General features: G+C 64.2%; 23 protein-coding genes. 11 read left to right on the top strand and 12 right to left on the bottom strand.

Annotation, left to right across the window (positions count from 1 at the left end):
• Positions 1 to 54: 54 nt before the first annotated feature.
• From ACIGGF_RS12765 to ACIGGF_RS12755, 3 genes are read right to left on the bottom strand one after another with little or no spacing between them, the layout of a single operon-like run.
• Positions 55 to 243, bottom strand: a complete 189-nt coding sequence (locus tag ACIGGF_RS12765) for an antitoxin (protein WP_032395803.1) — start codon at positions 241 to 243, stop codon at positions 55 to 57.
• 43 nt (positions 244 to 286) lie between these two features.
• Positions 287 to 2,683: an HAD-IC family P-type ATPase gene (locus ACIGGF_RS12760; protein ID WP_397521679.1), complete on the bottom strand. Its 2,397-nt coding sequence runs from the start codon at positions 2,681 to 2,683 to the stop codon at positions 287 to 289.
• A gap of 57 nt (positions 2,684 to 2,740) precedes the next feature.
• Positions 2,741 to 3,856, bottom strand: coding sequence for an MBL fold metallo-hydrolase (locus tag ACIGGF_RS12755; RefSeq protein WP_397521678.1), 1,116 nt, complete (start codon positions 3,854 to 3,856; stop codon positions 2,741 to 2,743).
• Positions 3,857 to 3,950: 94 nt separating this feature from the next.
• Here ACIGGF_RS12755 and htpG point away from each other — a divergent pair, with 94 nt between their 5' ends.
• Positions 3,951 to 5,876 (top strand): molecular chaperone HtpG, encoded by a 1,926-nt coding sequence (htpG, locus tag ACIGGF_RS12750; RefSeq protein ID WP_397521677.1) that lies wholly within the window; start codon positions 3,951 to 3,953, stop codon positions 5,874 to 5,876.
• A 70-nt stretch (positions 5,877 to 5,946) separates the two neighbouring features.
• Here htpG and ACIGGF_RS12745 read toward each other — a convergent pair whose 3' ends face one another.
• Positions 5,947 to 7,593: a purine-cytosine permease family protein gene (locus ACIGGF_RS12745; RefSeq protein ID WP_397521676.1), complete on the bottom strand. Its 1,647-nt coding sequence runs from the start codon at positions 7,591 to 7,593 to the stop codon at positions 5,947 to 5,949.
• A gap of 113 nt (positions 7,594 to 7,706) precedes the next feature.
• Positions 7,707 to 8,288 (bottom strand): RNA polymerase sigma factor ShbA, encoded by a 582-nt coding sequence (gene shbA, locus ACIGGF_RS12740; RefSeq protein WP_397521675.1) that lies wholly within the window; start codon positions 8,286 to 8,288, stop codon positions 7,707 to 7,709.
• A 196-nt stretch (positions 8,289 to 8,484) separates the two neighbouring features.
• Here shbA and ACIGGF_RS12735 point away from each other — a divergent pair, with 196 nt between their 5' ends.
• Positions 8,485 to 9,432, top strand: coding sequence for an alpha/beta fold hydrolase (locus ACIGGF_RS12735; protein ID WP_397521674.1), 948 nt, complete (start codon positions 8,485 to 8,487; stop codon positions 9,430 to 9,432).
• A gap of 63 nt (positions 9,433 to 9,495) precedes the next feature.
• Here the strand turns inward: ACIGGF_RS12735 and ACIGGF_RS12730 are convergent, their stop codons facing one another.
• From ACIGGF_RS12730 to ACIGGF_RS12720, 3 genes are all read right to left on the bottom strand, one after another.
• On the bottom strand, positions 9,496 to 10,170 hold the full coding sequence (locus ACIGGF_RS12730) for a hypothetical protein (protein ID WP_397521673.1): 675 nt from the start codon (positions 10,168 to 10,170) through the stop codon (positions 9,496 to 9,498).
• Between the two features lie 181 nt (positions 10,171 to 10,351).
• Positions 10,352 to 11,686, bottom strand: a complete 1,335-nt coding sequence (locus ACIGGF_RS12725) for an ammonium transporter (RefSeq protein ID WP_397521672.1) — start codon at positions 11,684 to 11,686, stop codon at positions 10,352 to 10,354.
• Positions 11,683 to 12,414, bottom strand: coding sequence for an enoyl-CoA hydratase (locus ACIGGF_RS12720; RefSeq protein WP_397521671.1), 732 nt, complete (start codon positions 12,412 to 12,414; stop codon positions 11,683 to 11,685). Before ACIGGF_RS12720 ends, ACIGGF_RS12725 begins: the two co-directional genes overlap by 4 nt.
• Before the next feature lie 62 nt (positions 12,415 to 12,476).
• Here ACIGGF_RS12720 and ACIGGF_RS12715 point away from each other — a divergent pair, with 62 nt between their 5' ends.
• Positions 12,477 to 13,544, top strand: a complete 1,068-nt coding sequence (locus ACIGGF_RS12715) for an NAD(P)-binding domain-containing protein (RefSeq protein WP_397521670.1) — start codon at positions 12,477 to 12,479, stop codon at positions 13,542 to 13,544.
• Here the strand turns inward: ACIGGF_RS12715 and ACIGGF_RS12710 are convergent.
• Entirely contained in the window at positions 13,541 to 14,362 is an 822-nt protein-coding gene (locus ACIGGF_RS12710) for a uroporphyrinogen-III synthase (protein ID WP_397521669.1), read from the bottom strand. The genes ACIGGF_RS12715 and ACIGGF_RS12710 overlap by 4 nt on opposite strands.
• A gap of 40 nt (positions 14,363 to 14,402) precedes the next feature.
• A complete protein-coding gene (locus ACIGGF_RS12705; RefSeq protein ID WP_397521668.1) occupies positions 14,403 to 15,251 on the bottom strand; it encodes an aldo/keto reductase in 849 nt (282 codons plus the stop codon).
• A gap of 53 nt (positions 15,252 to 15,304) precedes the next feature.
• Here ACIGGF_RS12705 and ACIGGF_RS12700 point away from each other — a divergent pair, with 53 nt between their 5' ends.
• The gene (locus ACIGGF_RS12700; protein ID WP_397521667.1) at positions 15,305 to 16,936 is read left to right on the top strand and encodes an ABC-F family ATP-binding cassette domain-containing protein; all 1,632 of its coding nucleotides are present in this window, start codon (positions 15,305 to 15,307) and stop codon (positions 16,934 to 16,936) included.
• Between the two features lie 60 nt (positions 16,937 to 16,996).
• Here ACIGGF_RS12700 and ACIGGF_RS12695 read toward each other — a convergent pair whose 3' ends face one another.
• Positions 16,997 to 17,827 carry an alpha/beta fold hydrolase gene (locus tag ACIGGF_RS12695; protein ID WP_397521666.1) on the bottom strand — a complete coding sequence of 277 codons (831 nt, stop codon included), beginning with the start codon at positions 17,825 to 17,827 and terminating at the stop codon, positions 16,997 to 16,999.
• Positions 17,828 to 17,907: 80 nt separating this feature from the next.
• Here ACIGGF_RS12695 and ACIGGF_RS12690 point away from each other — a divergent pair, with 80 nt between their 5' ends.
• The 7 genes from ACIGGF_RS12690 (at position 17,908) to ACIGGF_RS12660 (ending at position 23,379) form a co-directional block, all read left to right on the top strand.
• The gene (locus tag ACIGGF_RS12690) at positions 17,908 to 18,363 is read left to right on the top strand and encodes a MarR family winged helix-turn-helix transcriptional regulator (protein ID WP_397521665.1); all 456 of its coding nucleotides are present in this window, start codon (positions 17,908 to 17,910) and stop codon (positions 18,361 to 18,363) included.
• Between the two features lie 65 nt (positions 18,364 to 18,428).
• Positions 18,429 to 18,701: a helix-turn-helix transcriptional regulator gene (locus ACIGGF_RS12685; RefSeq protein ID WP_222092278.1), complete on the top strand. Its 273-nt coding sequence runs from the start codon at positions 18,429 to 18,431 to the stop codon at positions 18,699 to 18,701.
• Positions 18,698 to 19,225 carry a hypothetical protein gene (locus ACIGGF_RS12680; protein ID WP_397521664.1) on the top strand — a complete coding sequence of 176 codons (528 nt, stop codon included), beginning with the start codon at positions 18,698 to 18,700 and terminating at the stop codon, positions 19,223 to 19,225. The genes ACIGGF_RS12685 and ACIGGF_RS12680 overlap by 4 nt, the downstream gene beginning before the upstream one ends.
• 4 nt (positions 19,226 to 19,229) lie before the next feature.
• Positions 19,230 to 19,742: a hypothetical protein gene (locus tag ACIGGF_RS12675; RefSeq protein ID WP_397521663.1), complete on the top strand. Its 513-nt coding sequence runs from the start codon at positions 19,230 to 19,232 to the stop codon at positions 19,740 to 19,742.
• A 47-nt stretch (positions 19,743 to 19,789) separates the two neighbouring features.
• A complete protein-coding gene (locus ACIGGF_RS12670; protein ID WP_397521662.1) occupies positions 19,790 to 20,683 on the top strand; it encodes an ABC transporter ATP-binding protein in 894 nt (297 codons plus the stop codon).
• Positions 20,680 to 21,879 carry an ABC transporter permease gene (locus ACIGGF_RS12665; RefSeq protein ID WP_397521661.1) on the top strand — a complete coding sequence of 400 codons (1,200 nt, stop codon included), beginning with the start codon at positions 20,680 to 20,682 and terminating at the stop codon, positions 21,877 to 21,879. Before ACIGGF_RS12670 ends, ACIGGF_RS12665 begins: the two co-directional genes overlap by 4 nt.
• A 9-nt stretch (positions 21,880 to 21,888) precedes the next feature.
• Positions 21,889 to 23,379: a carboxyl transferase domain-containing protein gene (locus ACIGGF_RS12660; protein WP_397521660.1), complete on the top strand. Its 1,491-nt coding sequence runs from the start codon at positions 21,889 to 21,891 to the stop codon at positions 23,377 to 23,379.
• A 17-nt stretch (positions 23,380 to 23,396) separates the two neighbouring features.
• Here ACIGGF_RS12660 and ACIGGF_RS12655 read toward each other — a convergent pair whose 3' ends face one another.
• Positions 23,397 to 23,828, bottom strand: a complete 432-nt coding sequence (locus ACIGGF_RS12655; RefSeq protein WP_397521659.1) for a hypothetical protein — start codon at positions 23,826 to 23,828, stop codon at positions 23,397 to 23,399.
• Positions 23,829 to 23,883 lie beyond the last annotated feature (55 nt).

The following is a 23,883-nucleotide window of genomic DNA, read 5'->3' as shown; positions in this document are numbered from 1 at the left end:
TGCCCTATGGCGCGACCGACGGCACGATTGTGGGCGTCGGACGATCGATACGCCCTACTTGTCCGGAATTGCTTTCTTGGCGGCTTCCTGAACCTTGTCGATCTGGTCGGAGTACTTACCGCCGGTCTTGTTGTCGATGAAGTCCCCGGCCTTCTCCACGACATCGTCGATCTTGTCCGAGTTCTCGGCCGCAAGGTCCTTGCCCTTGTCGACGATGCCCTTCAGATTGTCTGCAAAGCCCATGACTCACTCCTACCTCTCGGGGTGCAACCGAACACTGGGCAGCTTACGTTTTGTACTGCCGGTTGCGTAGTACCGATCCGAAACGATGGGCCACCTCGACCAGGGCAATGCCGATGCCGCCGATGATCAACGCCGTGGTGGTCGCTCCGATGTTGGACGGATCGAGCTTGAAGAACGTGCGGCAGAACGGGATTGCGAACAGCAACAGGTAGCCGCCGACCGACCCGGCGAGCAACAGGATCTTCCACCAGTTGTACGGCCGAGCGACGACGGCCAGCACCCACAGCGCGATCATGATCAGGGTGATCAGCGCCGTAGTGCTGGCCTGCGTCACCTGAGTCTCGGAAGCGTTCGGGCCCGCGTAGACCAGTAAGTAGGAGACGAACGTGCACGAGCCGACGATCAGTCCGGACGGAACAGCCAGCCGCATCACTCGCGAGACGAACCCGCTGCGCGCCCGCTCGTTGTTGGGTGCGAGCGAGAGCACGAACGCCGGAATGCCGATGGTGAACCACGCCGCGATCGTCACGTGCCGCGGCAGGAACGGATACGGAATGGGCTCGAAGTGGAAGACCTGCGACAGCACACCCGAGAGTCCGATGAGAAACGCCAGCAGCACCGAATAGACGGTCTTGGTCAGGAACAGGTTGGACACGCGCTCGATGTTGCCGATGACGCGTCGCCCCTCCCCCACGACGTAGGGCAGAGTGGCGAACTTGTTGTCCAACAACACGATCTGCGCGACGGCTCGCGTCGCCGCACTTCCCGAGCCCATCGAGACCCCGATATCGGCGTCCTTGAGAGCCAGCACATCGTTGACGCCGTCGCCGGTCATCGCCACCGTGTGGCCGCGCGATTGCAACGCGCCCACCATTGCCCGCTTCTGGTCGGGCCGCACACGTCCGAACGTCGTCGAGTTCTGCAGGGAGTCGGCCAAGTGCTCGGAATCTTCGGGCAGGTCCCGCGCGTCGACGGGGGCATCACCGCCGGGGAGTCCGAGTGAACCGGCGACCGCGCCGACCGACACCGCGTTGTCCCCGGATATGACCTTGACCTGCACCTGTTGACTAGCGAAGTACTCCAGCGTCTCTCGGGCGTCCTCGCGCACCTTCTGCTCGAGAATCACCAGCGCCCGCGGGGTGACGACACCGGGTGCATTCACGTCGTCGACCGAGTGGTCGGAGCTCGCCAGCAGCAGCACCCGCAAGCCCTGGGATCCGGCGGATTCGGCTCGTCGAGCCGTCTCCGAACTCGGGTCGAGCAACACATCCGGAGCACCGAGCAGCCAGTTGCCGTGTTCGCCGTACGACAGACCGCTCCACTTCTTGGCCGAGGAGAACGGTGCCACCGCGGTCTGCGTCCACCCCGGCGCGTCGGGATACGCCTCGCCCACGGCCTGCACACTGGCATTGGGCCGCGGATCGTCGTACGCCAGAGATGCCAAAGCCTGTGGGACCGAATCGACATCGCGCTCGTCGATCAGCACCAACTCGGACAGTCGCATGCCGTTCTCGGTGAGCGTGCCGGTCTTGTCGGCGCACACCACATCGACGCGGGCGAGGCCCTCGATCGCGGGCAGCTCCTGCACCAGACACTGGCGTTGACCGAGCCGAATCACACCGACCGCGAACGCGATCGAGGTCATCAACACCAGACCCTCGGGGACCATCGGGACGAGCGCGGCCACCATGCCGTTCAGAGCCGGACCCAAAGCCTGCCCGCTGGAGAACAATTGGTTGTAGATGATCAGGGCACCGGCCGGAATCATCAGGTACGTGATGAACTTCAGAATCTTGTCGATACCGGCACGCAGCTCGGACTTGACCAACGTGAACTTGCTGGCCTCCTCCGCGAGTTTGGCGGCATAGGCGTCGCGCCCCACCTTGGTGGCCCGGTAAGCCCCACTGCCCGAGACCACGAAACTGCCCGAAAGCACCTGCGCTGCTTCGAGTTTGTGCACGGTGTCGGCTTCACCGGTGAGCAGCGACTCGTCGATCTCGAGGCTCGCCGTTTCGATCACCTCGCCGTCGACGACGATCTGATCACCGGGGCCCAGTTCGACCACGTCGCCGAGGACGACCTCGTCGGGCGGGATCTGTTGCGATACGCCGTCGCGTCGCACCTGGGGTTTGTTCTGCCCCACGATGGCCAATCGATCCAACGTGCGCTTGGCTCGGATCTCCTGAATGATGCCGATGCCGCTGTTCGCCACGATCAACAGCCCGAACATGCCGTCGATCACCGAGCCGGTCGACAGCACGATGATCAGCAGCACACCGAGAATCGCGTTGATCCGGGTGAACACGTTGCCGCGGACGATGTCGCGAACCGACCGAGAAGCGCGGGCCGGAACATCGTTCGACTTCCCTTCGGCCTTCAGGGTGGCAACGTCCGCCTCGGTCAGCCCGGTATCCCGCTGCGCATCGGCGTCGATAGACATGCGTGCAGCCTAGTTGGGTCGTTCCTGCAGGCTCCACTCCTGCCTAAACCCGGTCGGTCAGCCCAGCCGAGCCCACCAACGATCGTCGTGCAGCGTTCGCGTGCCGTCTATTCGCTGCCCCGGCATCGGCACCGCCACCTGCACTCCGACGTCCTGGGCGGCGGCGTGCAGCCGCACGATCGGCTCGGACCAGGGGTGGAAGGCCAAGTTGAACGTGGCCCAGTGAATAGGAACGAAGATGCCCGACGCCGTCAGATCGGCATGGGCCGTGACCGCTTCCTCCGGATTCATGTGAATGTCGGGCCACCGCGCGTCGTAGGCCCCCACCGGCAGCAGCGTCAGATCGAAGGGCCCGTAGTTGCTGCCGATCTCGGCGAATTTCGGGGTGTAACCGGTGTCGCCACCGAAGAAGACGCGTCGCACCGGGCCGGCGAAGGCCCAGGACGCCCACTGCGTCGAGTCCCGGGTCAGACCACGGCCGGAGAAATGCCGCGCTTCGGTACACGTGACGGTGAGGCCGCCGATGTTCGTCTGCTCGTCCCAGTCCAGCTCGATGATGCGATCCTCGGGCACCCGCCACTTGCGCAGGTGAGCGCCGATTCCCAGCGGCACGACGAACGGTGCAGACTGCGTGCTCGCCAGCTTCTGCACCGTCGCCTTGTCGAGGTGGTCGTAGTGGTCGTGGGAGATCACGATGGCGTCGACCCGCGGCAGGTCGATCAGCTCGACCGGCGTCGGATGCAGCCGCGCGGGCCCGACGACCGAGGACGGGGACACCCGGTTGCTCCACACCGGATCGGCCAGGACGCGATAGCCGTCGACCTCGACGAGCACACTCGAATGTCCGTACCAGGTGACTGCCAACTCGCCCGCGTCCACGGGCGCGATGGGCGGGGCCAACGGGATCGGCCGCTGCGGCCTACCCTTTCCTCGCTCGGTGAGCAGGGAGACGAACATGTTCTTCTCACCCTTGTCGCCGCGACCCGGCACGTAACTCGAGCTCGGGTCCGAATTGTGGAACCGGCGATCGCGATAGCGCGGTGACCCAGCGGCGTACGGGGTGATGTGCACGCGTCGGGCACCGATGGCCGACGGCAGACCCCACAGCGCACGCGCCAACCATGCCCCGCTCAGTGCCGCAGCGGCTCCCAGTACGAACTTCGTCTTCGTCACGGCCACCACAGTAGGCGGCGCCGGCGTCTGCGCAGCTCACCCGTAACCTTGCCGTAGAATATTCGCGTCGGTTTTGCTGCTAGAAGGGGAGACATTGAGTACCGAACAGCTCGAATTCCAGGCGGAGACGCGCCAGCTCCTGGATCTGATGGTGCACTCCATCTACTCCAACAAGGACAGCTTTCTCCGTGAACTGATCTCGAACTCCTCGGACGCGCTGGACAAGCTGCGCCTGGAGTCGTACCGCAACAAGGATCTGGACGTCGACGTCTCGGATCTGCACATCGAGATCGACATCGACTCCGCCGCCCGCACCCTCACGATCCGCGACAACGGCATCGGCATGTCGCGCTCGGAGGTCATCGACCTCATCGGCACCCTCGCCAAGTCGGGCACCGCCGAGGTCCGCAAGAAGCTCAAGGAAGCCAAGGACGCTGCGGCCTCGGAGGAACTGATCGGCCAGTTCGGCATCGGTTTCTACTCCACGTTCATGGTGGCCGAGAAGGTCACGCTGCTTACCCGCAAGGCCGGGGAGAGCACGGCGACCAAGTGGGAGTCCACCGGAGAGGGCACCTACGAGATCACCGACGTCGACGACGCCCCGCAGGGTTCCTCGGTGACGTTGGCGCTCAAGCCCGCCGACGAGGAAGACCACCTCCACGACTACGCGTCCGAGCGCAAGATCAAGGAACTGGTCAAGAAGTACTCCGACTTCATCGCCTGGCCCATTCGCATCGACGTCGAGAAGTGCGTCAAGAGCGAAGAGGAGGGCGGCGAGGACACGGTCACCATCGAGACCGAGACGATCAACTCGCAGAAAGCGCTGTGGACTCGCTCCAAGGAAGAGGTGTCCGAGGACGAGTACAAGGAGTTCTACAAGCACGTCAGCCATGCCTGGGACGAGCCGCTCGAGGTTATCCCGTTCAAGGCCGAGGGCACGTTCGAATACCAAGCGCTACTGTTCATTCCGTCGCAGGCACCGTTCGACCTCTTCATGCGCGAGAGCAAGGCCGGCGTCCACCTGTACGTCAAGCGCGTGTTCATCATGGACGATTCGCAGGAACTGCTGCCCGAGTACCTGCGCTTCGTCAAGGGTGTCGTGGACGCAGCGGACCTCTCGCTCAACGTCTCTCGCGAGATCCTGCAGCAGGACCGGCAGATTCGCGCAATCCGTAGACGCCTGACCAAGAAGGTCCTCTCGACCGTCAAGGAACTGCAGAGCGAGCAGCCCGACAAGTACAAGACGCTGTGGTCGCAGTTCGGCACGGTCCTCAAGGAGGGCCTGATCTCCGACAACGACAACCGCGAAACCCTGCTGAGCATAGCGTCGTTCGCGTCCACCAACTCCGACGAGGGCGTGACGACGCTCGCCGAGTACGTGGACCGGATGAAGGACGGCCAGCAGCAGATCTACTACATGACGGGCGAATCGCGTCAGCAGATCGAGAGCTCGCCGCACATGGAGGCTTTCAAGGCTCGCGGCCTCGAAGTGCTGCTGCTCACCGACTCGGTCGACGAGGTATGGGTCGGCAACGTCACCGACTTCGACGGAAAGTCGTTCCAGTCCATCGCCAAGGGCGAGGTGGACCTCGACACCGAAGAGGATAAAAAGGACTCCGAGGCCAAGCGCGAGGAGCAGGACAAGGAATTCGCGGACCTGCTCACCTGGCTGACCGAGACCCTCGGTGAGGACGTGAAGGAGGTACGTCTGTCGACGCGCCTGACGACGTCACCGGCCTGCGTCGTCGGCGACGAATTCAGCTTCTCCCCGCAGCTCGAGAAGATGTACAAGGCGTCGGGACAGTTCGTGCCGACTTCCAAGCGCATCCTCGAACTCAACCCGACACACGATCTGGTGACGGGATTGAAGAAGGCCCGCGAGGATCGGAGCGACGATCCGCACCTCGCCGAGACTGCCGAACTGCTTTACGCGACGGCACTTCTGGCCGAGGGAACGGAACTGAAGGACCCGGCGAAGTTCTCCAAGCTGCTCGCCGATCGCCTCACCCGCACGATCTGAGTGCCTGCGGCAGTGGTGTGGTTAGGTGCCCCAGGCGGCACATAACCACACCACTGCGGCGCAGCCGCACTTACTGCGGAGGGAGAATGTGCTCCCCCGTCTTGTCGGTACTCAGTGACAGCGAACTGATGTACTGCTTCTCCCCGTTGGGTCCCGGCACGTTGGACGCAATCATGTCGGGTCGCTCGAATTCCATGCCGCTGACGTGGCACATCACCAGCTCGTCCGACGGGTTCCCGTGCTCGTCGAACATCGGCAGATCGATGCCGTCGTCGGTGCGGCGCAGGTAGTACTTGCCCTTGGTCGCCACCGCCAGGATGGGCGGAAGCACAAGTGCGAGAACGAGAGCCACGATGGGCGAATACGGTTTGATTGCCGATCCGAAGGCCCCGAAGAACACGAGGATCGACAGGACCGCCGACACCGCCATCGATCCGAAGCCGACCGGGTTGATGTTGTAGAGCATGCCGCGTCGAAACTCGGGCACCTTGGGCGAGAGCTTCAGGATGTACTTGTTGAACACGATGTCCGAGGCCACCACCGCGATCCACGCGATACCGCAGTTGGCGTAGAACCCGAGGATGCTGTTGAGGAAGTCGAACATGTTGGCTTCCATCAGGATCAGCGCGATCGCGAGATTGAACAGCACGAACACCATGCGGCCGGGGTACGTCTTGGTGAGGCGGGTGTAAGAGTTCGTCCATGCCAGCGATCCGGAATAGGCGTTGGTCACGTTGATCTTGATCTGGCTGATGACGACCAGGATCACCGCGAGGGTCATCGCGAGCCAACCCGGCATGAAGTTCTCGTAGATTTCCAGGAACTGGTGCACCGGCTCGTTGGCAATCGTCGATCCGTCGACGACATTGGCGATCAGATACACGGCGAGGAAGAGGCCGACGACCTGCTTGAGCGCCCCGAATATCACCCAGCCTGGACCGGCGAGAAGCACTGCTGTCCACCACTTCCGCGAATTTTCCGGAGTCTTCGGCGGCATGAAGCGCAGGTAGTCGATCTGCTCGGCGATCTGCGCGATGAGCGAGAGACACACGCCCGCGGCAAGCAATGCGGATCCGACGTTGACGCCCTTACCGTCGGCTCCGTCCTGACCGCCGTACGCGAAGAACTCTCCCACCGAGTCGGGATTGCTGACGACCAGGTAGACGAACGGCAGCACCATCAGGACGAGCCACAGCGGCGTGGTCCAGACCTGAAGTTTGGCAAGAGCTTTCATGCCGTAGATGACCAGCGGTATCACCATGATCGTCGAGACCGCGTACCCGATGGGCAACGGAATACTCAGCCCCAATTCGAGTCCCTGCGCCATGATCGAACCTTCGAGCGCGAAGAAGATGAACGTGAACGTCGCGAAGATGACGTTGGTGACGACCGATCCGTAGTAGCCGAAACCGCTTCCCCGCGTGATCAAGTCGAGGTCGATGTTGTAGCGGGCGGAATAGTAGGCGAGCGGAAGCCCGGTCAGGAAGATCACAACGGCGAACACCAGGATGCCCCAGAGTGCGTTGCCGGTTCCGTACGAAATCCCGATGTTGGCACCGATGGCGAAGTCCGCGAGATAGGCGATGCCGCCGAGCGCGGACGTCGCGACAACACCGGTTCCCCACTTACGGTAGCTACGCGGCGCGAAGCGCAGCGTGTAGTCCTCGAGCGTCTCTTTCAGCGCGGTGTCGTTCGGCGCGGACTGTACGGCGGTCATGGCTCAGTAACGTAGGACTGCCAGGTTGCCGACGTGTCTTACGGTGATGTAGCTGATGTAACTCAATCCGACGTATCGGACATCGGGGTCACGAATGTCCGTTGTGGACGTCGTCAGGCGACCGCGCGGGTGTCCAGCAGCGAGAAGTTCGACAGCTCGGCGCGGAGCATGTTCATCGCCCGATGCTGGGCCACTCGCACGGCTCCTGCGGTCATTCCGAGTTCCTCGCCGGTCTGCGGTGCGGTCAGACCCCACACCACGCGCATCAGGATGATCTTGCGGTACTTGGCCGGCAGGGTGTCCATCAGAGCCTGTGCATGACTGCGCAGTTCGCCGCCGAGAGCGAGTTGTTCCGGCCCGGCATCAGACGACTGCTCCTCGGGCATCTCGTCGATGGAGTACGTCTGCCGTAGTACCGATTTGCGTCCGGCGTCGGCCAACTTGTGGGAAGCGATTCCGTACACGAAAGCCATGAAGGGCTTGCCCATATCGCGGTACTTGGGAATCGCGGTGACCAACGCGAGACAGACGTCCTGAACCACGTCGTCGGCCGCGACGTCCAGATTGCCGATGCGCGATGCGCAGTAGCGGCGAACGGGAGGTTGGATCAACACCAGTACGCGTTCGAGTGCGGCACGGTCGCCTGTGACGGCCCGCGGTACGACATCTTCGAGCGTGTCCATGGAAGTGCTCACGGCCGATCTCCTTCTTGGCAACGCGCGCCCTCACCTGAACGCTCACCAGTACTTCGAGGCAGATCGCCGATCGGCTTGGTCGAATCCGCTACCACAATCGAGAAATTTGTGACTCAGGTAACACGGCGTGTCGCTGGAACGACGTACCGGACAACATCCACGTCGCGTCACGTGACCCTCAGCCTGCGGAGCGTCCATGAACACCAGCGAGCAGAACCATCAGGTCGGTCGCCGCAGCACGGTCGCCACCGGGGACGGCACCGCGCTCGCAGTACGCGAGTTCGGAAACCCGGACGCGGCGCTGACCGTGGTGTTCGTGCACGGACACTGCCTGCGGATGCAGTCGTGGACGGACCTGCGAACCCACGTCGAGGCCGTCTGGGGTGAGGACACGCGGATCGTTCTTTACGACCACCGCGGCCACGGTGAATCCGGTGTGGCCACGCCGGACAGCTGCACCATCGACCGTCTCGGCGAGGATCTCGCAGACGTCGTTCGCTCGGTTGTCCCGTCGGGCCCGTTCGTTCTGGTCGGCCATTCGATGGGCGGGATGACGGCGCTGTCCTACGCCCGTCTGTATCCGGACGCCATCGGCACTCGCCTGGTGGGCGTCGCGTTGATCGCGACGTCGGCGGGCGGAATCACCGACGACGGCCTCGGTAGCTGCCTCGCCCACCCGGCCGTATCGGCGTTCCAGGCCGCGGTCCGTCGAGCCCCGCGCGTGATGTCGGGCGTGAAGAAACTCAGCCGGGGCGTCTGTGCGCCCATAGTCCGAACCGCCGGGTGCGGATCCAGGAAAGTCAGTCCGCGAGTGGTGACGCTGGCGACGGCGATGCTCGGCGAGACGTCCATCGTCACGATGGCCGGATTCCTCGGAGCGTTCCGTGGTCTCGACGAGGTCGCGGGCCTCGCGGCGTTGGCCACGATCCCGACACTCGTTCTGTGCGGGTCGGACGACCTGATGACTCCGATGCGCCACTCCGAAACCCTTGCCGCACATCTGCCGCAGACCCGGCTGGTACGCGTCGAGCACGCCGGACACATGGTCATTCTGGAACGAGCCCACGAGGTGGCCGACGCGGTCGTCGAACTCGTGGCGACAGCTCGACGGGCACACGTGGGAGATCTCGCGCTGGCCCGCTAGGCGTCCCGACGACTGTGGCCCGCACCGGAGATCCGATGCGGGCCACAGTTCTACCGTCGGCGACTACTTCTTGACGGCGGGGGGAGCGTTGAGCAGCTGAATGAACTGTCCGGCGTTGGCGGCGACGGCACCCAGGCCACCGCCGGCGGTACCGGCGAGGGATCCGATGGAACCGAGAGCGATTGCGCCGATGACGCACCCGCCGATGGGGCCCATTCCGAGGAGAGTTGCGACCGGGGCAGTCACGACGACTCCGGTGATGATTCCCAGGATGCATCCGCCGACGATCCCGGTTGCAGCACCGAGGAATCCGCCGACAGAAGCAGTGAGGCTGAGGTTGTCCTTGACGCCTGCGACTGCGGCGGGCAGGTCGACCTGCTGCAGGCCGGGGAGGGAGGTGGAGACCGGGGTTGCCGCGGCGGGCGAGACATCGGCGGTCAGGGTGGCGTGGTTTCCGTCGATGACAGCGGCGACGGGGTGCGAGAATCCGTCGGCTGCGATGGCCAGCGGAACCGATTCCACGAGTATGCCGTTGGCGTCCCGGACGACCAGTTGGTTGTCTTCGTTGCTCAGGGTGCCTGCCGAGGTATCGACGAGGACCTGGTTGCCGGACTGGGTGACGTTCCACCCGACGGCAGCGGCGGGAGCCGGTGCCGGGTCCGCATAGGCGGTGCCCATGGCGGTCGTCATCGCTGCAATGACCAATGCGGACGTTGCCGCGAATCGAGTCAGCTTCATGTTCCTCAGTCTTTCGTCGTGTCCATCACTCGATGCCGAGCAGCGAAAAACTATGGGTGGAACACGCGTGCCGAGCGAACCCGAGATGAACGAACGGGGCCGATCCGAACAACGATCGAGCACATCAACCCAAAAGGGACACAACAGCTTTCAAGTACCAGGCGGTTCGTAAACTCTACCCCTACTTACCGAAAAGACCAGGCTTGCCACTGCCTCCGTGGCCCACCCCGAAGTCGTATGCGGACTCGGCATGCTCGTGCTCGTCGAGGCCGTCGGCTTCGTGCTGCGCATCGGCGCGCACGCCCATCACTGCCCTGATCGCGAACGCGATGCCGGTGGTGACGACCGCGCAGTAGACGAACACCGCAACCACCGCGACCGCCTGTACCCCGAGCTGATGCAGACCGCCGCCGTAGAACAGACCGTCCACTCCGGCCGGCATCTGTGCGCTGGCAACCAGTCCTATCATCAGCGTGCCGACGACACCGCCCACCAGGTGCACGCCTACGACGTCGAGCGAATCGTCGTAGCCGAAGCGGTATTTGAGACCGATCGCCAAGGCACACAGCGCGCCTGCGACGATGCCGATCGCGGCGGCACCGATGGGCGTCACTGCGGTGCACGACGGCGTGATCGCCACCAAGCCGGCCACCACACCCGAGGCCGCGCCGAACGATGTCGCACGACCGTCGCGCAGCTTTTCGACGACCAGCCACGCCGCCATGGACAAGGCTCCGGCACCCATCGTGTTCACCAGCGCCACTGCGGCGACGCCGTCCGCGGCCAACGACGATCCCGCGTTGAAGCCGAACCAGCCGAACCACAGCAATCCGGCTCCGAGCATGACGGCAGGAAGGTTGTGCGGGCGCATGGGATCTCGCGGCCACCCACTCCGCTTGCCGACCACGAGCGCGAGTACCAGCCCGGCGACGCCGGCGTTGATCTCCACCGCCGTGCCGCCGGCGAAATCGATCGCCCCGAGCCGATTGCTGATCCACCCACCGAATTCACTGGTGAGACCGTCCAGCGAGAACACCCAGTGCGCCACCGGAAAGTACACCAGCGTGGACCACAGCGCCGCGAACAGCACCCATGGAACGAACCGCATTCGATCTGCGACGGCTCCGGAGATCAGCGCCACGGTCACCATGGCGAATCCCGCTTGGAAAGCCGCGAACACCAGTGCCGGAACAGTTCCCACCAACGGAATCGACACTGTGCCTGCGGCCGAGGTGTACACCCCGCCCAGCAAGCCTTCGAAACCGGCATACTGCAACGGGTTTCCGATCCAGCCACCGATCACGTTGTCGCCGAACACCATCGAGAATCCGAACGCCAACCACAGCAGCCAGACGACGGCGATGGCCGACAAGCTCATCATCATCATATTGAGCACACTCTTCGAGCGCACCATACCGCCGTAGAAGAAGGCCAGGCCAGGCGTCATCAGCAACACCAGTGCGGTGCTCGCCAGCAGCCACGCGGTATCGCCCGCGTCGGGCGCTCCGGTGATCATCTGCCCACGAATTTCGGTGCGCGCTTCTCGGTACGTGCCCGCCGCGCTTCCTTCATGTCTTCGCTGCTCCACGCTGCCTCGAACGCGGCATGCTGCTCCGGCGTCGGAACATCATGTGCTCCATCGTCGTTGAACACAAGCTTGAGATGCTTCAGCGCCAAGGGCGCGAGTGCGGTGATCGAGTGGGCCCACTCATCCGCCGCACCGACATCGCCGAGCTTGTTGGCCAGCCCAGAGGTGTAGGCCTGCTCGGGATAGACCCGCTCCCCTCCCAGCAGAATCGTGCGCGCAACTCCTCCGCCTGCGAGAGCAGCCAAACGCTTGATGGTCCAGTTGCTCACCGCCAAGCCGAGACGGGTGGACGGAATCTCGAAGAATGCATCGGACGCGACAACCCGCAGGTCGCAGGCGATGGCGAGCTGCGTGCCCGCCCCCACGGCCGGGCCGTTGATCGCCGCCACCACCGGAATGGACGCAGACTCGACGGCAAACAGCATGTCCTCGAGCGTCTGCCCGAAATGCTCGGGAAATGCGTCACCGGTCAGATCGGCGCCCGCGCAGAACACGGTTCCCTCGCCGGTGATGACGACGACCCGCGCGCCGTCGCGTTCGGCTTGTTCGATTCCACGCTGCACCGCCAGGCACAACTCGGAGTTCAACGCGTTCCGTCGTTCCGGGCGCTGAAGTTCGAGGGTGACGACGTCGCCGTCACGAGAGAGTCCGATCACGAGAGCAGAGGTTACCGACCGGTATCGGTTTTACCTACTGGGTGGCTGATCTACTGGTAGCCGTGATCGATACTCGAGTTGCCGTCATCGGCGCGGGCCAGGCCGGTCTCTCGGCCGGGTACCACCTACATCGAGCCGGCCTCGTCGCAGGCGAAGGTTTTGTGATGCTGGACAGCGCTCCCGGCCCCGGTGGCGCCTGGCAGTTCCGCTGGCCTTCCCTGACGCTGAGCACCGTCAACGGGGTCCACGACCTGCCCGGGATGACATTCGCCGACACGCTGGACGACGAACCCGCCGAGACCGTTCCGGCCGCCGTCGCCGTCCCCCGCTACTACCGCGAGTACGAGGAACGCTTCGAACTGCGTGTTCGACGCCCCGTCGCGGTGACCGTCGTGTGCGATCGCGACTCCCGCTTCCGGGTGGAGGCCGGCGAGACGGTCGTCATGGCCGAGGGGTTGATCAATGCCACCGGGACGTGGGAGAAGCCGTTCTTCCCGCACTACGACGGAGCCGAGACCTTTGCGGGCAGGCAACTGCACACCAAGGACTACCGGACGGCCGACGAGTTCGCCGGCAAGCACGTCGTGGTGGTCGGTGGCGGGATCTCAGCCGTTCAGCTACTCGACGAGATATCGCAGGTGACGACCACCACGTGGGTGACGCGTCGACCTCCGGTGTTTCGAGACGGAGAATTCGATCACGATGCCGGCCGCAGGGCCGTCGCGATGGTCGAAGAACGCGTACGGGCGGGCCTGCCACCCGGGTCGGTCGTATCGGTGACCGGCCTGTTGCTCACGCCGTCGTTGGCCGCCGCACGCGAGCGCGGTGCGCTCGAACGTAAGCCGATGTTCTCCAGAATCACCGCCGATTCGGTGGTGTGGGAGGACGGTTCGAGCCAGCACGCCGACGTCATACTGTGGGCCACGGGATTTCGGAGCGCCCTCGATCACCTCGCCCCGTTGCGCCTACGTGAGCACGGCGGAGGAATCGTCATGGACGGGCGGCTCGCCACCCGAGTGGCCGCGAATCATCGCGTCCATCTGCTGGGCTACGGGCCGTCGGCGAGCACGATCGGGGCGAACCGGGCCGGGCGTGCGGCGGTGACGGAACTGCTCGAGACTCTGGATTAACCGAGCTGCTCGGTCACGAACTTCGCCAGCGCGCCCAATCGCGCTCGGCTCGGCATCGATGTCGGCACGTCCAATGCGTCGAGAGGGGCGGACGTCACCGGTCCGACACAGATCGCGGCGACGGGGCCTCGCAGCGCGTCGAGAAAGGCGTCGAGCAGGCCGTTGTCCTTGGCCGTGGAGAGCAGGGACGCGGCGGCAGGGGCGCTGGTGAACGTCACCGCATCCACTCGATGCTCCACGATGCTGGTCAGCAGATCGATGAGCGGGGTCTGATCCTCGGGCCGAATCCACCGGTACACCGGGATCGGCCGGACCTGCGCGCCGAGTTCGCTCAACGCATCGCTCAGATGAATCGTCGGTTCCCATTCGGTGATGACGCCGTGCAGCTGAACTGCGATGTCCACTCCGGAAACACCCTCGGCGGCAAGGTGATCGGCTACTTCCTGAGAGGCCTCGGTGGCCGGCGACCACTCTTCTCGAAGACCTGCACCGCGAATTGCCCCACGCGCCTTGGGGCCTCGGGCGATGATGCGGGTGTGTCCCAAGGCGGTCAGAAGGTTCTCGCGCATACCCCAGTCGGCGGCCGCGTCGAGCCAGCCCCGGAAACCGATGCCGGTGCTGATGACGACGATCTGTGGTGGACGTTCGACGATGCCCTCGGTGGCAGACTTCAATTCGGAATCGTCGACGAGGGGCAGAACGTGAATCGCCGCGGCGTGAACGATGTTCGCGCCGCGGCGTTCGAGCATGGTGGCCAATTCGTCTGCACGCCGCTCGGCGGTGAGGGCAACGGTCTTGCCTACGAGCGGTTCCGACATGGGTACAGACTAGGCCCCCGACGTGCCTGCACCTGACAGGTCAGCTGCTGAACTTGTCCGGGTCCGGGCCGGTGCGACCGTCGGCGGAATCCAACGCACTGATCTGCTGAAGCTCGTCGTTGCTCAGCTCGAAGCCGAACACGTCGAAGTTGCTGGCGATCCGCTCGGGGGTGACCGACTTGGGGATCACGACGTTGCCGAGCTGGATGTGCCACCGCAGAATGACTTGGGCCGGGGTGACTCCGTGTGCGTCACCGATCTTCGCGAACACCGGCTCGTCGAGAATGGTGCCCGAGCCGAGCGGGCTCCAGGCCTCGGTGGCAATCCCCTTCGAGGTGTGGAACGCGCGCAGTTCTTCCTGGATCAGGCGCGGATGCAGCTCGATCTGGTTGACCGACGGCGTCTCGCCGACCGCATCGATCAGCTTCTCGAGGGTGGGGATGGTGAAGTTGGAGACACCGATGGAACCGATTCGGCCGTCGGCCTTGAGCTTCTGAAATGCCTTGAACGTATCGATGTACTTGTCGCGATCGAGCTGCTGCCAGTGGATGAGGTAGAGGTCGAGGTACTCGAGCCCGAGGCGATCCATGCTGGCGTCGAATGCCTGCAGGGTGGAGTCGTAGCCCTGATCGTCGTTCCACAACTTGGTGGTGATGAACAGCTCGTCGCGGGCGATGCCGGACTCCGCGATCGCCTTGCCGGTGCCGGCCTCGTTCTCGTACACCTTGGCGGTGTCGATGCTGCGGTAACCGACCTTCAGCGCCTCGGTCACTGCGGCCTGGGCACCGTCGTCAGGGACCTGCCACACGCCGAACCCGAGCTGGGGAATGGACGTGCCGTCGTTGAGCACGATGGTCGGGACAGTGCTGGTCTCCGCTGAATACGTCATACGAATGCCAACGGTGAGTGGGGTGGTGTTGTTCCCGCATCATACTGTTCGGTGTGACCGCAACGCTTCGTATCGATGACCTTGCCGCTTTTCACGGCGATCGAACCCTGTTCTCCGGCCTCGATCTGACGGTGACCGAGGGGGACGTGATCGGACTGGTCGGTGCGAACGGGGCGGGCAAGTCGACGCTGTTGACGCTGCTCGCGGGGGTGGGCACGGCCGATCACGAGGGTGACATCTACACCAGCCCGCCCGACGCGACCGTCGGCTACTTGGCGCAGGAGCCGGAACGTATCGCTGGGGAGACGGTGCTGGAATTTCTCGGGCGGCGCACCGGGGTCACCGAGGCAGAATCTGCGATGAACTCGGCCGCGGAGGCCCTGGGTAGCAGCGACGAAGACCTGTACACCCCTGCGCTCGAGCGGTGGTTGGCCCTCGGAGGGGCGGATCTGGCGGAACGCACTGCGAAGGTGCTTGCGGATCTCGGTCTGGATGTCGATGGGTCTGCGCTCATGACGGCGCTGTCCGGTGGGCAGGCAGCCCGCGCCGGTCTCGCTGCGATTCTGCTTGCCCGCTACGACATCCTGCTGCTCGACGAGCCCACCAACGATCTCGATCTGGCGGGACTCGAGCAACTCGAGCAGTTCGTCGTCGCGACGCGGGCCGCGATCGTCGTCGTCAGTCACGATCGAGAGTTCCTGGCGCGGACGGTAACGGGCGTCGTCGAGCTCGATCGGGCTCAGCGTCGCATCGACGTCTACGACGGCAGCTACCAGTCGTATCTGGCGGAGCGGGAAATCGCGCGCCAGCATGCCAGGGAAAAGTACGACGAGTTCGCAGACACGAAGTCCGCTTTGGAGTCCCGGGCGCAGATGCAGCGGAACTGGATGGAATCAGGTGTCCGCAATGCGCGCCGAAAGGCCACCGACAACGACAAGATCGCCCGCAAGACCCGCGCCGAGTCCACCGAGAAGCAGGCCGCGAAAGCCCGTCAGACGCAACGCCGGATCGAGCGACTCGAGGTGGTCGAGGAACCGCGCAAGGAGTGGGAACTGCGCATGGAGATCGCGGCAGCTCCCCGCAGTGGAACCGTCGTCTCGGTTCTGAGCGGTGCTCTTGTGCGGCGATCCGGGTTCACGTTCGGCCCGGTGACGACGCAGATCGAGTGGGGCGATCGAGTCCTCATCACGGGGCCCAACGGCTCCGGCAAGACGACATTGCTGTCGGTACTGCTGGGCCGGTTGGAGCCGGACGAGGGCACGGCCTCGCTCGGCTCCGGTGTCGCTGTCGGCGAAATCGACCAGGCGCGCGCACATTTCGTCGGCGAGGGCACGGTGTCCGACGCCCTCAGTGCCGCAGTTCCCGAGTGGCCCGACGCCGAGGTGCGCACCCTGCTGGCCAAGTTCGGTCTGCGCGGCGACGACGCACTACGGCCGGCGTCGTCGCTCTCGCCCGGTGAGCGCACCAGAGCCGCACTCGCTTTGCTGCAGGCCCGCGGAGTGAATCTGCTGGTGCTCGACGAGCCCACCAACCACCTGGACCTGCCCGCCATCGAACAACTCGAACGTGCGATGGAGAACTTCGAGGGAACCCTGTTGCTGGTGACGCACGACCGCAGAATGCTCGACACCGTTCGCAGCACTCGGCACTGGACGATGAACGATGGACGGCTGAGCGAGAGGTAGGTCGCACCGAATCGGGTGCAACTGACCGCGCTGAGCGCGGTTGGCTGCACACGATTCACGTCAACTCAGCAGAATTTCGTTCACCTCGGCGGCAGGATGCATCGGCAGTCCGTGGTGCGTGGCGTCCTCGAGCACTACTGTCCTCGCCGACGGCAGCACGTCATGCACAGCCGCTTCGATGCGGGCGGCGGTGTGCACCTTGCCCTTCCCTGCAAGAACCACGGTGGTGGGCACACCGAAGTTCTCGAACGCAGCGGGTTTCGGCCGTTTCGGGACGATGGTTTTTGTGGTCGGGGCATATGCGGCACCGAGGGCGAGGACGTCGAGCCAGTCGGAATCCAGCTGCGCGTCATCGGTTTCCCACCGTACGAAGCTGCGCTGCCGTTTCTCATTGGGAGACAGCAATATCGGCAGGGCGTGCAGGAGGTACCGAGGACTCATGGAGCCGAAGCACGAATTGGGATCGAGCAGCGTGAGCGCATCGACGCGGCCTTGGCTTCGCAGGGCGTAAGCCAGAGCGATCATCGCACCGTACGAGTGGCCGCAGAGTGCCACAGCGGGCAGCTCGAGCTCGTCCAGCACCGCCGACACCCAGTTCAGCAGCTCGTCCACGGAGTCGATGGACCGTCCCTTCGGCTCGCTCCGTCCGACGTCTCCCATCAAGTCCACCGCGTACACCCGGTAGTGCTTCGATAGTGCCCCGACATTGGCGAACCAGACCGTGGAGGTTGCTCCCGCGCCCGGCAGCAGCACCATCGGTGGACCGTCGACGGGTCCGCAGGCATTGACTCGCGTCGTGCCGTGCGCGGCGTTCACCTCGATGGCGTGGGTATCTGCGGGCCACTTACGCAGCACTCGGTCGTAGGCGGCGAAAAATCCGTCGAGCGTCACTGGTCCCTCTATTCTCTCGATGATCGAGATAGTAGACAATAGAAGGACTTCACGTCCAGCATCTCCCGAGGGATCAGCACATGACCGAGCCCGCCTCTGCCGTCCATCAACTCCGCGCGCTGACCGTCGACCTCGACCTGCTGGGTGCGGAGTTCGCGCAGAGACATACGCTCCACCCGACGGATATCCGAGCGCTGATCTGCCTGCTGGATGCGGACCGAGCCGGAGCGCGCGCCACGCCCGGCTGGCTCGGCGGACAGCTGGGACTGGAATCTGCGTCGATCACAGCCCTGATCGATCGAATGACCAAGCGCGACTTGGTCCGACGCGAACCTGACCCCTCCGATCGCAGACGCGTACTGCTGCGCGTCACCTCTCATGCGTCCGAACTCGGTACCACGTTCTTCGGTCCGGTCATCGGCCGAGCAGTGACGGAGCTGGCCCGTTTCACACCCGATCAGCGCGCGACGATCGACGAGTTCCTGACGACGATGCGCTCCATCGTCACCGATGCCCGAGAGCAACAGGAAATGTAGACGACCTGAAGCAATCTGTTATCAACCGTTGACAGATCGTTGGGTTTATACAACACTTCATTGTCATGAGCCCCATCAAGCGCGGTACCGCGCTCCCGATCTTCAACAGGGTGGGCGTTCTGCGGGCAGAACGAAAGATGAGCCGCGCGCAACTGGCCGAACTCGTCGAAGTGAATCCCCAGACAGTGGGTGCCCTCGAACGAGGCGACCACTACCCGAGCCTCGATCTCGCGATGCGCATCTGCGACGTCTTCGATCTGCCGATCGAAGCAGTGTTCTCACGAGAAGAACTCGGACCACTCTCGGCCGAACTCTTCCGAAGGGAGAAGGATCGATGAAGACCAGCACCAGCATCTTCAGCAGATATCAGGAAGCCCGGACGAGAGTATTCCTGGAGAACGAAAAGACCTATGCCAACTGGCTACCGGGACTGCGAGTCCAGAAACGACGCCGAGGCTTCGTGGTGCTCCTCCTGTTACTGCTCGCAGCATCTGCGGGATTCGCACTCTTGGAACCGGCATTCGACTGGGCCATCGGATTCTGGGGAATCTGCTACATCGTGTTCGCGTTCGCGACGATAGTCCTCGGCATCGTGTCCAATCGGCGCGCCGAAGCACCGGTGGACGCGCTCGACGAGCTCGAAGTGCAGCTTCGCAGCGAGGCCCGATCCATCGGCCTGACGGTTACTCAGGTCTTGGGCACCGCAGCCGCTGCGTACCTGTTTCTCGGGTCGATCTTCGGGGCAACAAATCTCGGAATCTCCGGCGGCGCACTGATGCTGACCGCGTTGAGCGCTGGAGGAGCTACCCCCGCAATGCTTCTCGCATGGACCACCCCCGACCCCGACCCCGAGGACGGCTGACGTCATGACTCCGCAACCAGACATACTCACCCGCTACCAGGCCTATCGCACCAGACGATTCCTGGAGAACGATGCCAACACCAGACATTGGCTTACGAAGTGGCGCACGCAGCGACGACGCCGGATTCTCGCCGTAGCCGTGATCGTCGCCGACCTGACGTTCCTCGTAATCAGCATCTCTACGCTGTTCTTCTCGTGGGCCGCGATTGTCTGGATTCCCGCCGCAATTATCTTCATCCCGATCTGGACCGCTCTGCAAACGGTCTCGAGCCGCCACAGTGACGCGCCCGTCGGCGCACTGGACGAATGGGAAGTGCAGCAGCGCAACGAAGCTCGATCCATTGGCCTCACCGTCACGCAGGGTCTCGTCATGGCCGCGGCCTTCGCGCTGATCGTCCTGTCCACGACCTTCCCCGATCTCCCTCGACTCGCATACGCCGGTGGCGGTTGGACCCTCGCCGCGCTGATGACCGGAATATCGACTCCAGCAATCATTCTCGCCTGGATCACCCCCTGACCCCGAACCCGAAGATTTCGACCAGCAGTAACGACCGAAAGGGCACCATGAGCACCCTCACGATCGACTCCGTTTCCAAGAGATACGGCGACAAGATCGCCCTCGACAACCTCAGCTTCGACGTAAGGCCGGGCGAGCTCTTCGGCTTCGTCGGTAGTAACGGCGCAGGCAAGACCACCACGATGCGCATCGCACTGGGCGTACTGTCCGCAGATTCCGGCCAGGTTCTGTTGGGCGGCAAGCCCGTCAACCTCGATGTCCGACGCACCATCGGCTACATGCCCGAGGAGCGTGGCCTCTACCCGAAGATGAAGGTCGGCCCGCAGTTGGCCTACATGGCCGAATTGCACGGCCTGTCGTCCAAAGATGCCAAGGCCGCGGTGATCCGCTGGACCGAACGCCTCGGTATCGACGAGCGAGTGAACGACACCGTCGACGCACTCAGCCTGGGCAACCAGCAGCGCGTGCAGTTGGCAGCAGCACTGGTGCACGACCCCGCCGTTCTGGTGCTGGACGAACCGTTCTCCGGTCTCGACCCGATAGCCGTCGACGTGATGAGCGAGGTCCTCCGCGAAAAGGCCGCTGCCGGAGTGCCGGTGGTCTTCTCGAGCCACCAACTCGATCTGGTGCAACGCCTGTGCGACCGCGTCGGCATCATCGCCGCCGGCTCGATGAAAGCCGTCGGAACCGTCGACGAACTTCGTGGATCGGGAGATTCGCACCTCCACGTCCACGCACCGAACGCGGCCCCAGGATGGGCGTCGGGCATCGCCGGAGTGAGCACCCTCGGCCACAGCGACGGAGTCACGGTCCTGGGCTTGGAAGCCGGGGCCGACGACCAAGAGATCCTGCGGGCCGCCCTGGCGACCGGACCGGTACACGAATTCTCCATCCAGAAACCTTCCCTGAGCGATCTGTTCCGAGAGGCGGTAGTGGCATGAGCTCCCAACTGAATTCTTTGAGCGCAGTATCCCTGATAGCCAAGCGCGAGTTCACCGTTCAGGTGATGAAGAAGAGCTTCATCATCAGCAACGTGATCATTCTGGCCGTCATCGTCGGCGGCATCATCGCGTTCTCGATCTTCTCCGGCAGCGGTGACGAGGAGCGCGACGTCGTCGGCGTCGCGGGCGATCAGTCCATCGCGGCCGTCATGGTAGCCACCGGCGACGCCGTCGGTTCTCCGGTGGAGGTTCGTGAGATCGCCGACGCAGCAGCCGCGCGCAGCGGCGTCGAATCCGGGGATCTCGATGTGGCACTGGTTCCGGACGGCACCGCAGGCGCATACACCGCCGTCACCGAATCCGATCTCACCGGGACACTGCGCGCCGTCGTCGAGGGCAGTGTGACGACACAGGCCACGAATACCGCACTGGCACAACAGGGCGTCGACCAGAACGAGCTCGCGGCGACGACGGGTGCCGCGACGGTCACCGTCGACGCGATCGATCCGCCCGACCCCGAGGCAGGGCAGCGCATTGCGTTGGCTGCAGCCTCCGTGTTCCTCCTGTACGCCCAGATCATCGGATTCGGCATGTACGTGGCGATGGGCGTCGTCGAGGAGAAGTCCTCGCGTGTCGTCGAACTGCTGCTGTCCACCGTACGTCCCCTGCAATTGCTGTGGGGGAAGATCCTCGGCATCGGAGCGGTCGGCATCTTGCAGCTTGCCTTGTACGGAATAGCAGGTGTCGGAGCAGGATTGGGCACGGGCGTCCTCACGGTCACCGGTGCCGCGTTGAGCGTCTTCGCAGCAACGATGGCGTGGTTCATCTTGGGCTTCGCCTTCTTCGCGGTGCTCTACGCGGCAGGAGGTTCGATGGTCTCGCGACAGGAAGACGTGAACTCGACGACCATGCCGCTGCTGATCCTGATCCTGGCGATGTTCTACGCGGCGTTCGCGTCCATCGGCGATCCCGAGAGCACGTTGAGCAACACACTGAGCTGGATCCCGCCGTTTTCCGCCATCATGATGCCGCTACGCATCGCCGCGGGAGTCGCCTCACCGGTGCAGATCATCGGCACCGCAGTCCTGATGATCATCACCACCGCGATCCTGGCGATGGGCGCAGCGAAGATCTACCAACGTTCCATTCTTCGGATCGGCAAGACCGTCTCGTGGAAGGAAGCGTTTGCTCGCTAGGGTTCTTCCATGAGCCCACGGACATCCGCCGCCGAGATTCTCGATTCCGTTCTCGACGGCGGATCGTTCGTGTCGTGGGACTCCACGCCGGTGGACGTCCATCCTGGCGAGTCCTATCGCAAGGACCTGGCCAAGGCTCGTGAGAAAAGTGGAGTCGACGAGTCGGTGGTGACAGGCGAGGGCACCATCGACGGCCGACGAGTTGTGTTGATCGCCTGCGAGTTCAGCTTTCTCGCCGGCTCCATCGGTGTCGCGGCGGCCGAGCGCATCACCTCCGCCGTCGAACGCGCGACCGCCGAAGGGTTGCCGCTGATCGCCTCGCCTACCTCCGGCGGAACGCGAATGCAGGAGGGCACACTCGCCTTCGTGCAGATGGTCAAGATTGCCTCCGCCGTCACTGCCCACAAAGCAATGCACCTGCCCTATCTGGTGTATCTCCGCAATCCGACGACCGGCGGCGTGTTCGCGTCCTGGGGATCGTTGGCCCACGTCACCCTCGCCGAACCCGGAGCGCTCATCGGATTCCTCGGCCCACGCGTCTATCAGGCGTTGTACGACAAGCCTTTTCCCGATGGCGTGCAGACCGCCGAGAACCTGTACCAACATGGCGTCCTCGACGGCGTGGTACCCGTCGATCAGTTGCGAAACCTGCTCACCCGAGCGCTGCGCGTGATCCTCGACGCCCCCGTGTGGCCGGATCTCGCCGACGATTATCAGCCCGTCCTACCGGAGCGGACTGCGTGGCATTCGGTTCTGTCGTCTCGACGCACCGACCGACCGGGCATCCGGCAACTCATCGAACATGCTGCCACCGAACAGGTTCCACTCAGCGGTACAGGTCAAGGCGAGGCAGATACCTCGATTCTGTTGTCCCTTTGCCGTATTCACGGTGTCTCCTGTGTGCTGTTCGGCAACGACCGCAGCAGCAGCACCGCCACCGCGACAATGGGCCCGGCGGCGCTGCGCGAAGCCCGACGCGGCATGCGGCTGGCCGAGGAATTGCGGTTACCGCTGGTGCTGGTGATCGACACGTTCGGTGCAGCACTGTCCAAGGAAGCCGAGGAAGGTGGCTTGGCACCCGAGATCGCACGCTCGATCGCCGATCTGGTCACGGTGGATACCCCGACGGTCTCGGTCCTGCTCGGTCAGGGCACCGGCGGCGGGGCACTCGCGCTGCTGCCGGCCGATCGGGTGCTGTGCGCCCAGAATGCCTGGCTCGCACCACTTCCACCCGAGGGGGCCAGTGCCATCGTGCACCGAGACACCGCTCACGCCGCGCAGATGGCCGAGGCGCAGGGCATCCGATCGGTCGATCTGCTGCGTGACGGCATCGTCGACGCCATCGTTCCCGAACTCCCCGATGCGGCCGACGAGCCCGCTGCCTTCTCGGTGCGTATCGCCGATGCCATCGCCGGAGAATTACACGCGCTGTCGACAGTCGACGCCGCCGCTCGGACCAGTGCGAGACTCGGCCGCTACCGCACTCTCGGGGTTGTGTGAGTGGAACTCGACCCCTGCTACGAGACCGGAGTGGAGCCTGCGGAACGACCGCAGGCTCCGCCGTGCACCTGCGAGGTTACGAGCGCCAGCACATCACCCGCACGCAGGTCCCCGGGCAGCTCCACCGGAGCGACACAGCTGCGTCCCGGGCTGTGCACATCGACCTTGACGACCGGCCCCACAGAATGCCGGTTGACCACCACGGCCTGCAGCAGGTCACCGAACTCCGCGTCGACGCCCACCTCGCCGGCGATGACCGAACGCACCCGGGTCACCAGAACCCGCCCGTACTGCACCGGAGTGCCCTGCGCGTCGGCCAGATCCTCCAGCGCAATGCCGTCGACCGTGACGCGGCCGCACACACAGTGCGTATCGGCGGGCCACAGCGCTGGGTCGCACCGCGCAACATAAGCGGCACCGAGAGACGGAAGCATGTCGAGAAGAGTCATGAGAAGAAGTCTTGCGCCGCGCGGTGGCGTCGGGCAGAGGTGTTGACGCAATCTT

This window comes from Rhodococcus sp. NPDC078407, from assembly GCF_044542515.1.
Classification (GTDB): domain Bacteria; phylum Actinomycetota; class Actinomycetes; order Mycobacteriales; family Mycobacteriaceae; genus Rhodococcoides.
Note: the sequence above shows the minus strand (reverse complement) of the source record. Positions and strands in the feature narration are given on the sequence as shown.

Excerpts from the sequence above, each read along its gene's own strand:
- ACIGGF_RS12765 (WP_032395803.1), bottom strand. The coding sequence starts at position 243 with ATGGGCTTTGCAGACAATCTGAAGGGCATCGTCGACAAGGGCAAGGAC.
- ACIGGF_RS12760 (WP_397521679.1), bottom strand. The coding sequence starts at position 2,683 with ATGTCTATCGACGCCGATGCGCAGCGGGATACCGGGCTGACCGAGGCG.
- ACIGGF_RS12745 (WP_397521676.1), bottom strand. The coding sequence starts at position 7,593 with ATGACCGCCGTACAGTCCGCGCCGAACGACACCGCGCTGAAAGAGACG.
- ACIGGF_RS12735 (WP_397521674.1), top strand. The coding sequence starts at position 8,485 with ATGAACACCAGCGAGCAGAACCATCAGGTCGGTCGCCGCAGCACGGTC.
- ACIGGF_RS12730 (WP_397521673.1), bottom strand. The coding sequence starts at position 10,170 with ATGAAGCTGACTCGATTCGCGGCAACGTCCGCATTGGTCATTGCAGCG.
- ACIGGF_RS12725 (WP_397521672.1), bottom strand. The coding sequence starts at position 11,686 with ATGATCACCGGAGCGCCCGACGCGGGCGATACCGCGTGGCTGCTGGCG.
- ACIGGF_RS12710 (WP_397521669.1), bottom strand. The coding sequence starts at position 14,362 with ATGTCGGAACCGCTCGTAGGCAAGACCGTTGCCCTCACCGCCGAGCGG.
- ACIGGF_RS12705 (WP_397521668.1), bottom strand. The coding sequence starts at position 15,251 with ATGACGTATTCAGCGGAGACCAGCACTGTCCCGACCATCGTGCTCAAC.
- ACIGGF_RS12690 (WP_397521665.1), top strand. The coding sequence starts at position 17,908 with ATGACCGAGCCCGCCTCTGCCGTCCATCAACTCCGCGCGCTGACCGTC.
- ACIGGF_RS12685 (WP_222092278.1), top strand. The coding sequence starts at position 18,429 with ATGAGCCCCATCAAGCGCGGTACCGCGCTCCCGATCTTCAACAGGGTG.
- ACIGGF_RS12680 (WP_397521664.1), top strand. The coding sequence starts at position 18,698 with ATGAAGACCAGCACCAGCATCTTCAGCAGATATCAGGAAGCCCGGACG.
- ACIGGF_RS12675 (WP_397521663.1), top strand. The coding sequence starts at position 19,230 with ATGACTCCGCAACCAGACATACTCACCCGCTACCAGGCCTATCGCACC.
- ACIGGF_RS12670 (WP_397521662.1), top strand. The coding sequence starts at position 19,790 with ATGAGCACCCTCACGATCGACTCCGTTTCCAAGAGATACGGCGACAAG.
- ACIGGF_RS12665 (WP_397521661.1), top strand. The coding sequence starts at position 20,680 with ATGAGCTCCCAACTGAATTCTTTGAGCGCAGTATCCCTGATAGCCAAG.
- ACIGGF_RS12660 (WP_397521660.1), top strand. The coding sequence starts at position 21,889 with ATGAGCCCACGGACATCCGCCGCCGAGATTCTCGATTCCGTTCTCGAC.
- ACIGGF_RS12655 (WP_397521659.1), bottom strand. The coding sequence starts at position 23,828 with ATGACTCTTCTCGACATGCTTCCGTCTCTCGGTGCCGCTTATGTTGCG.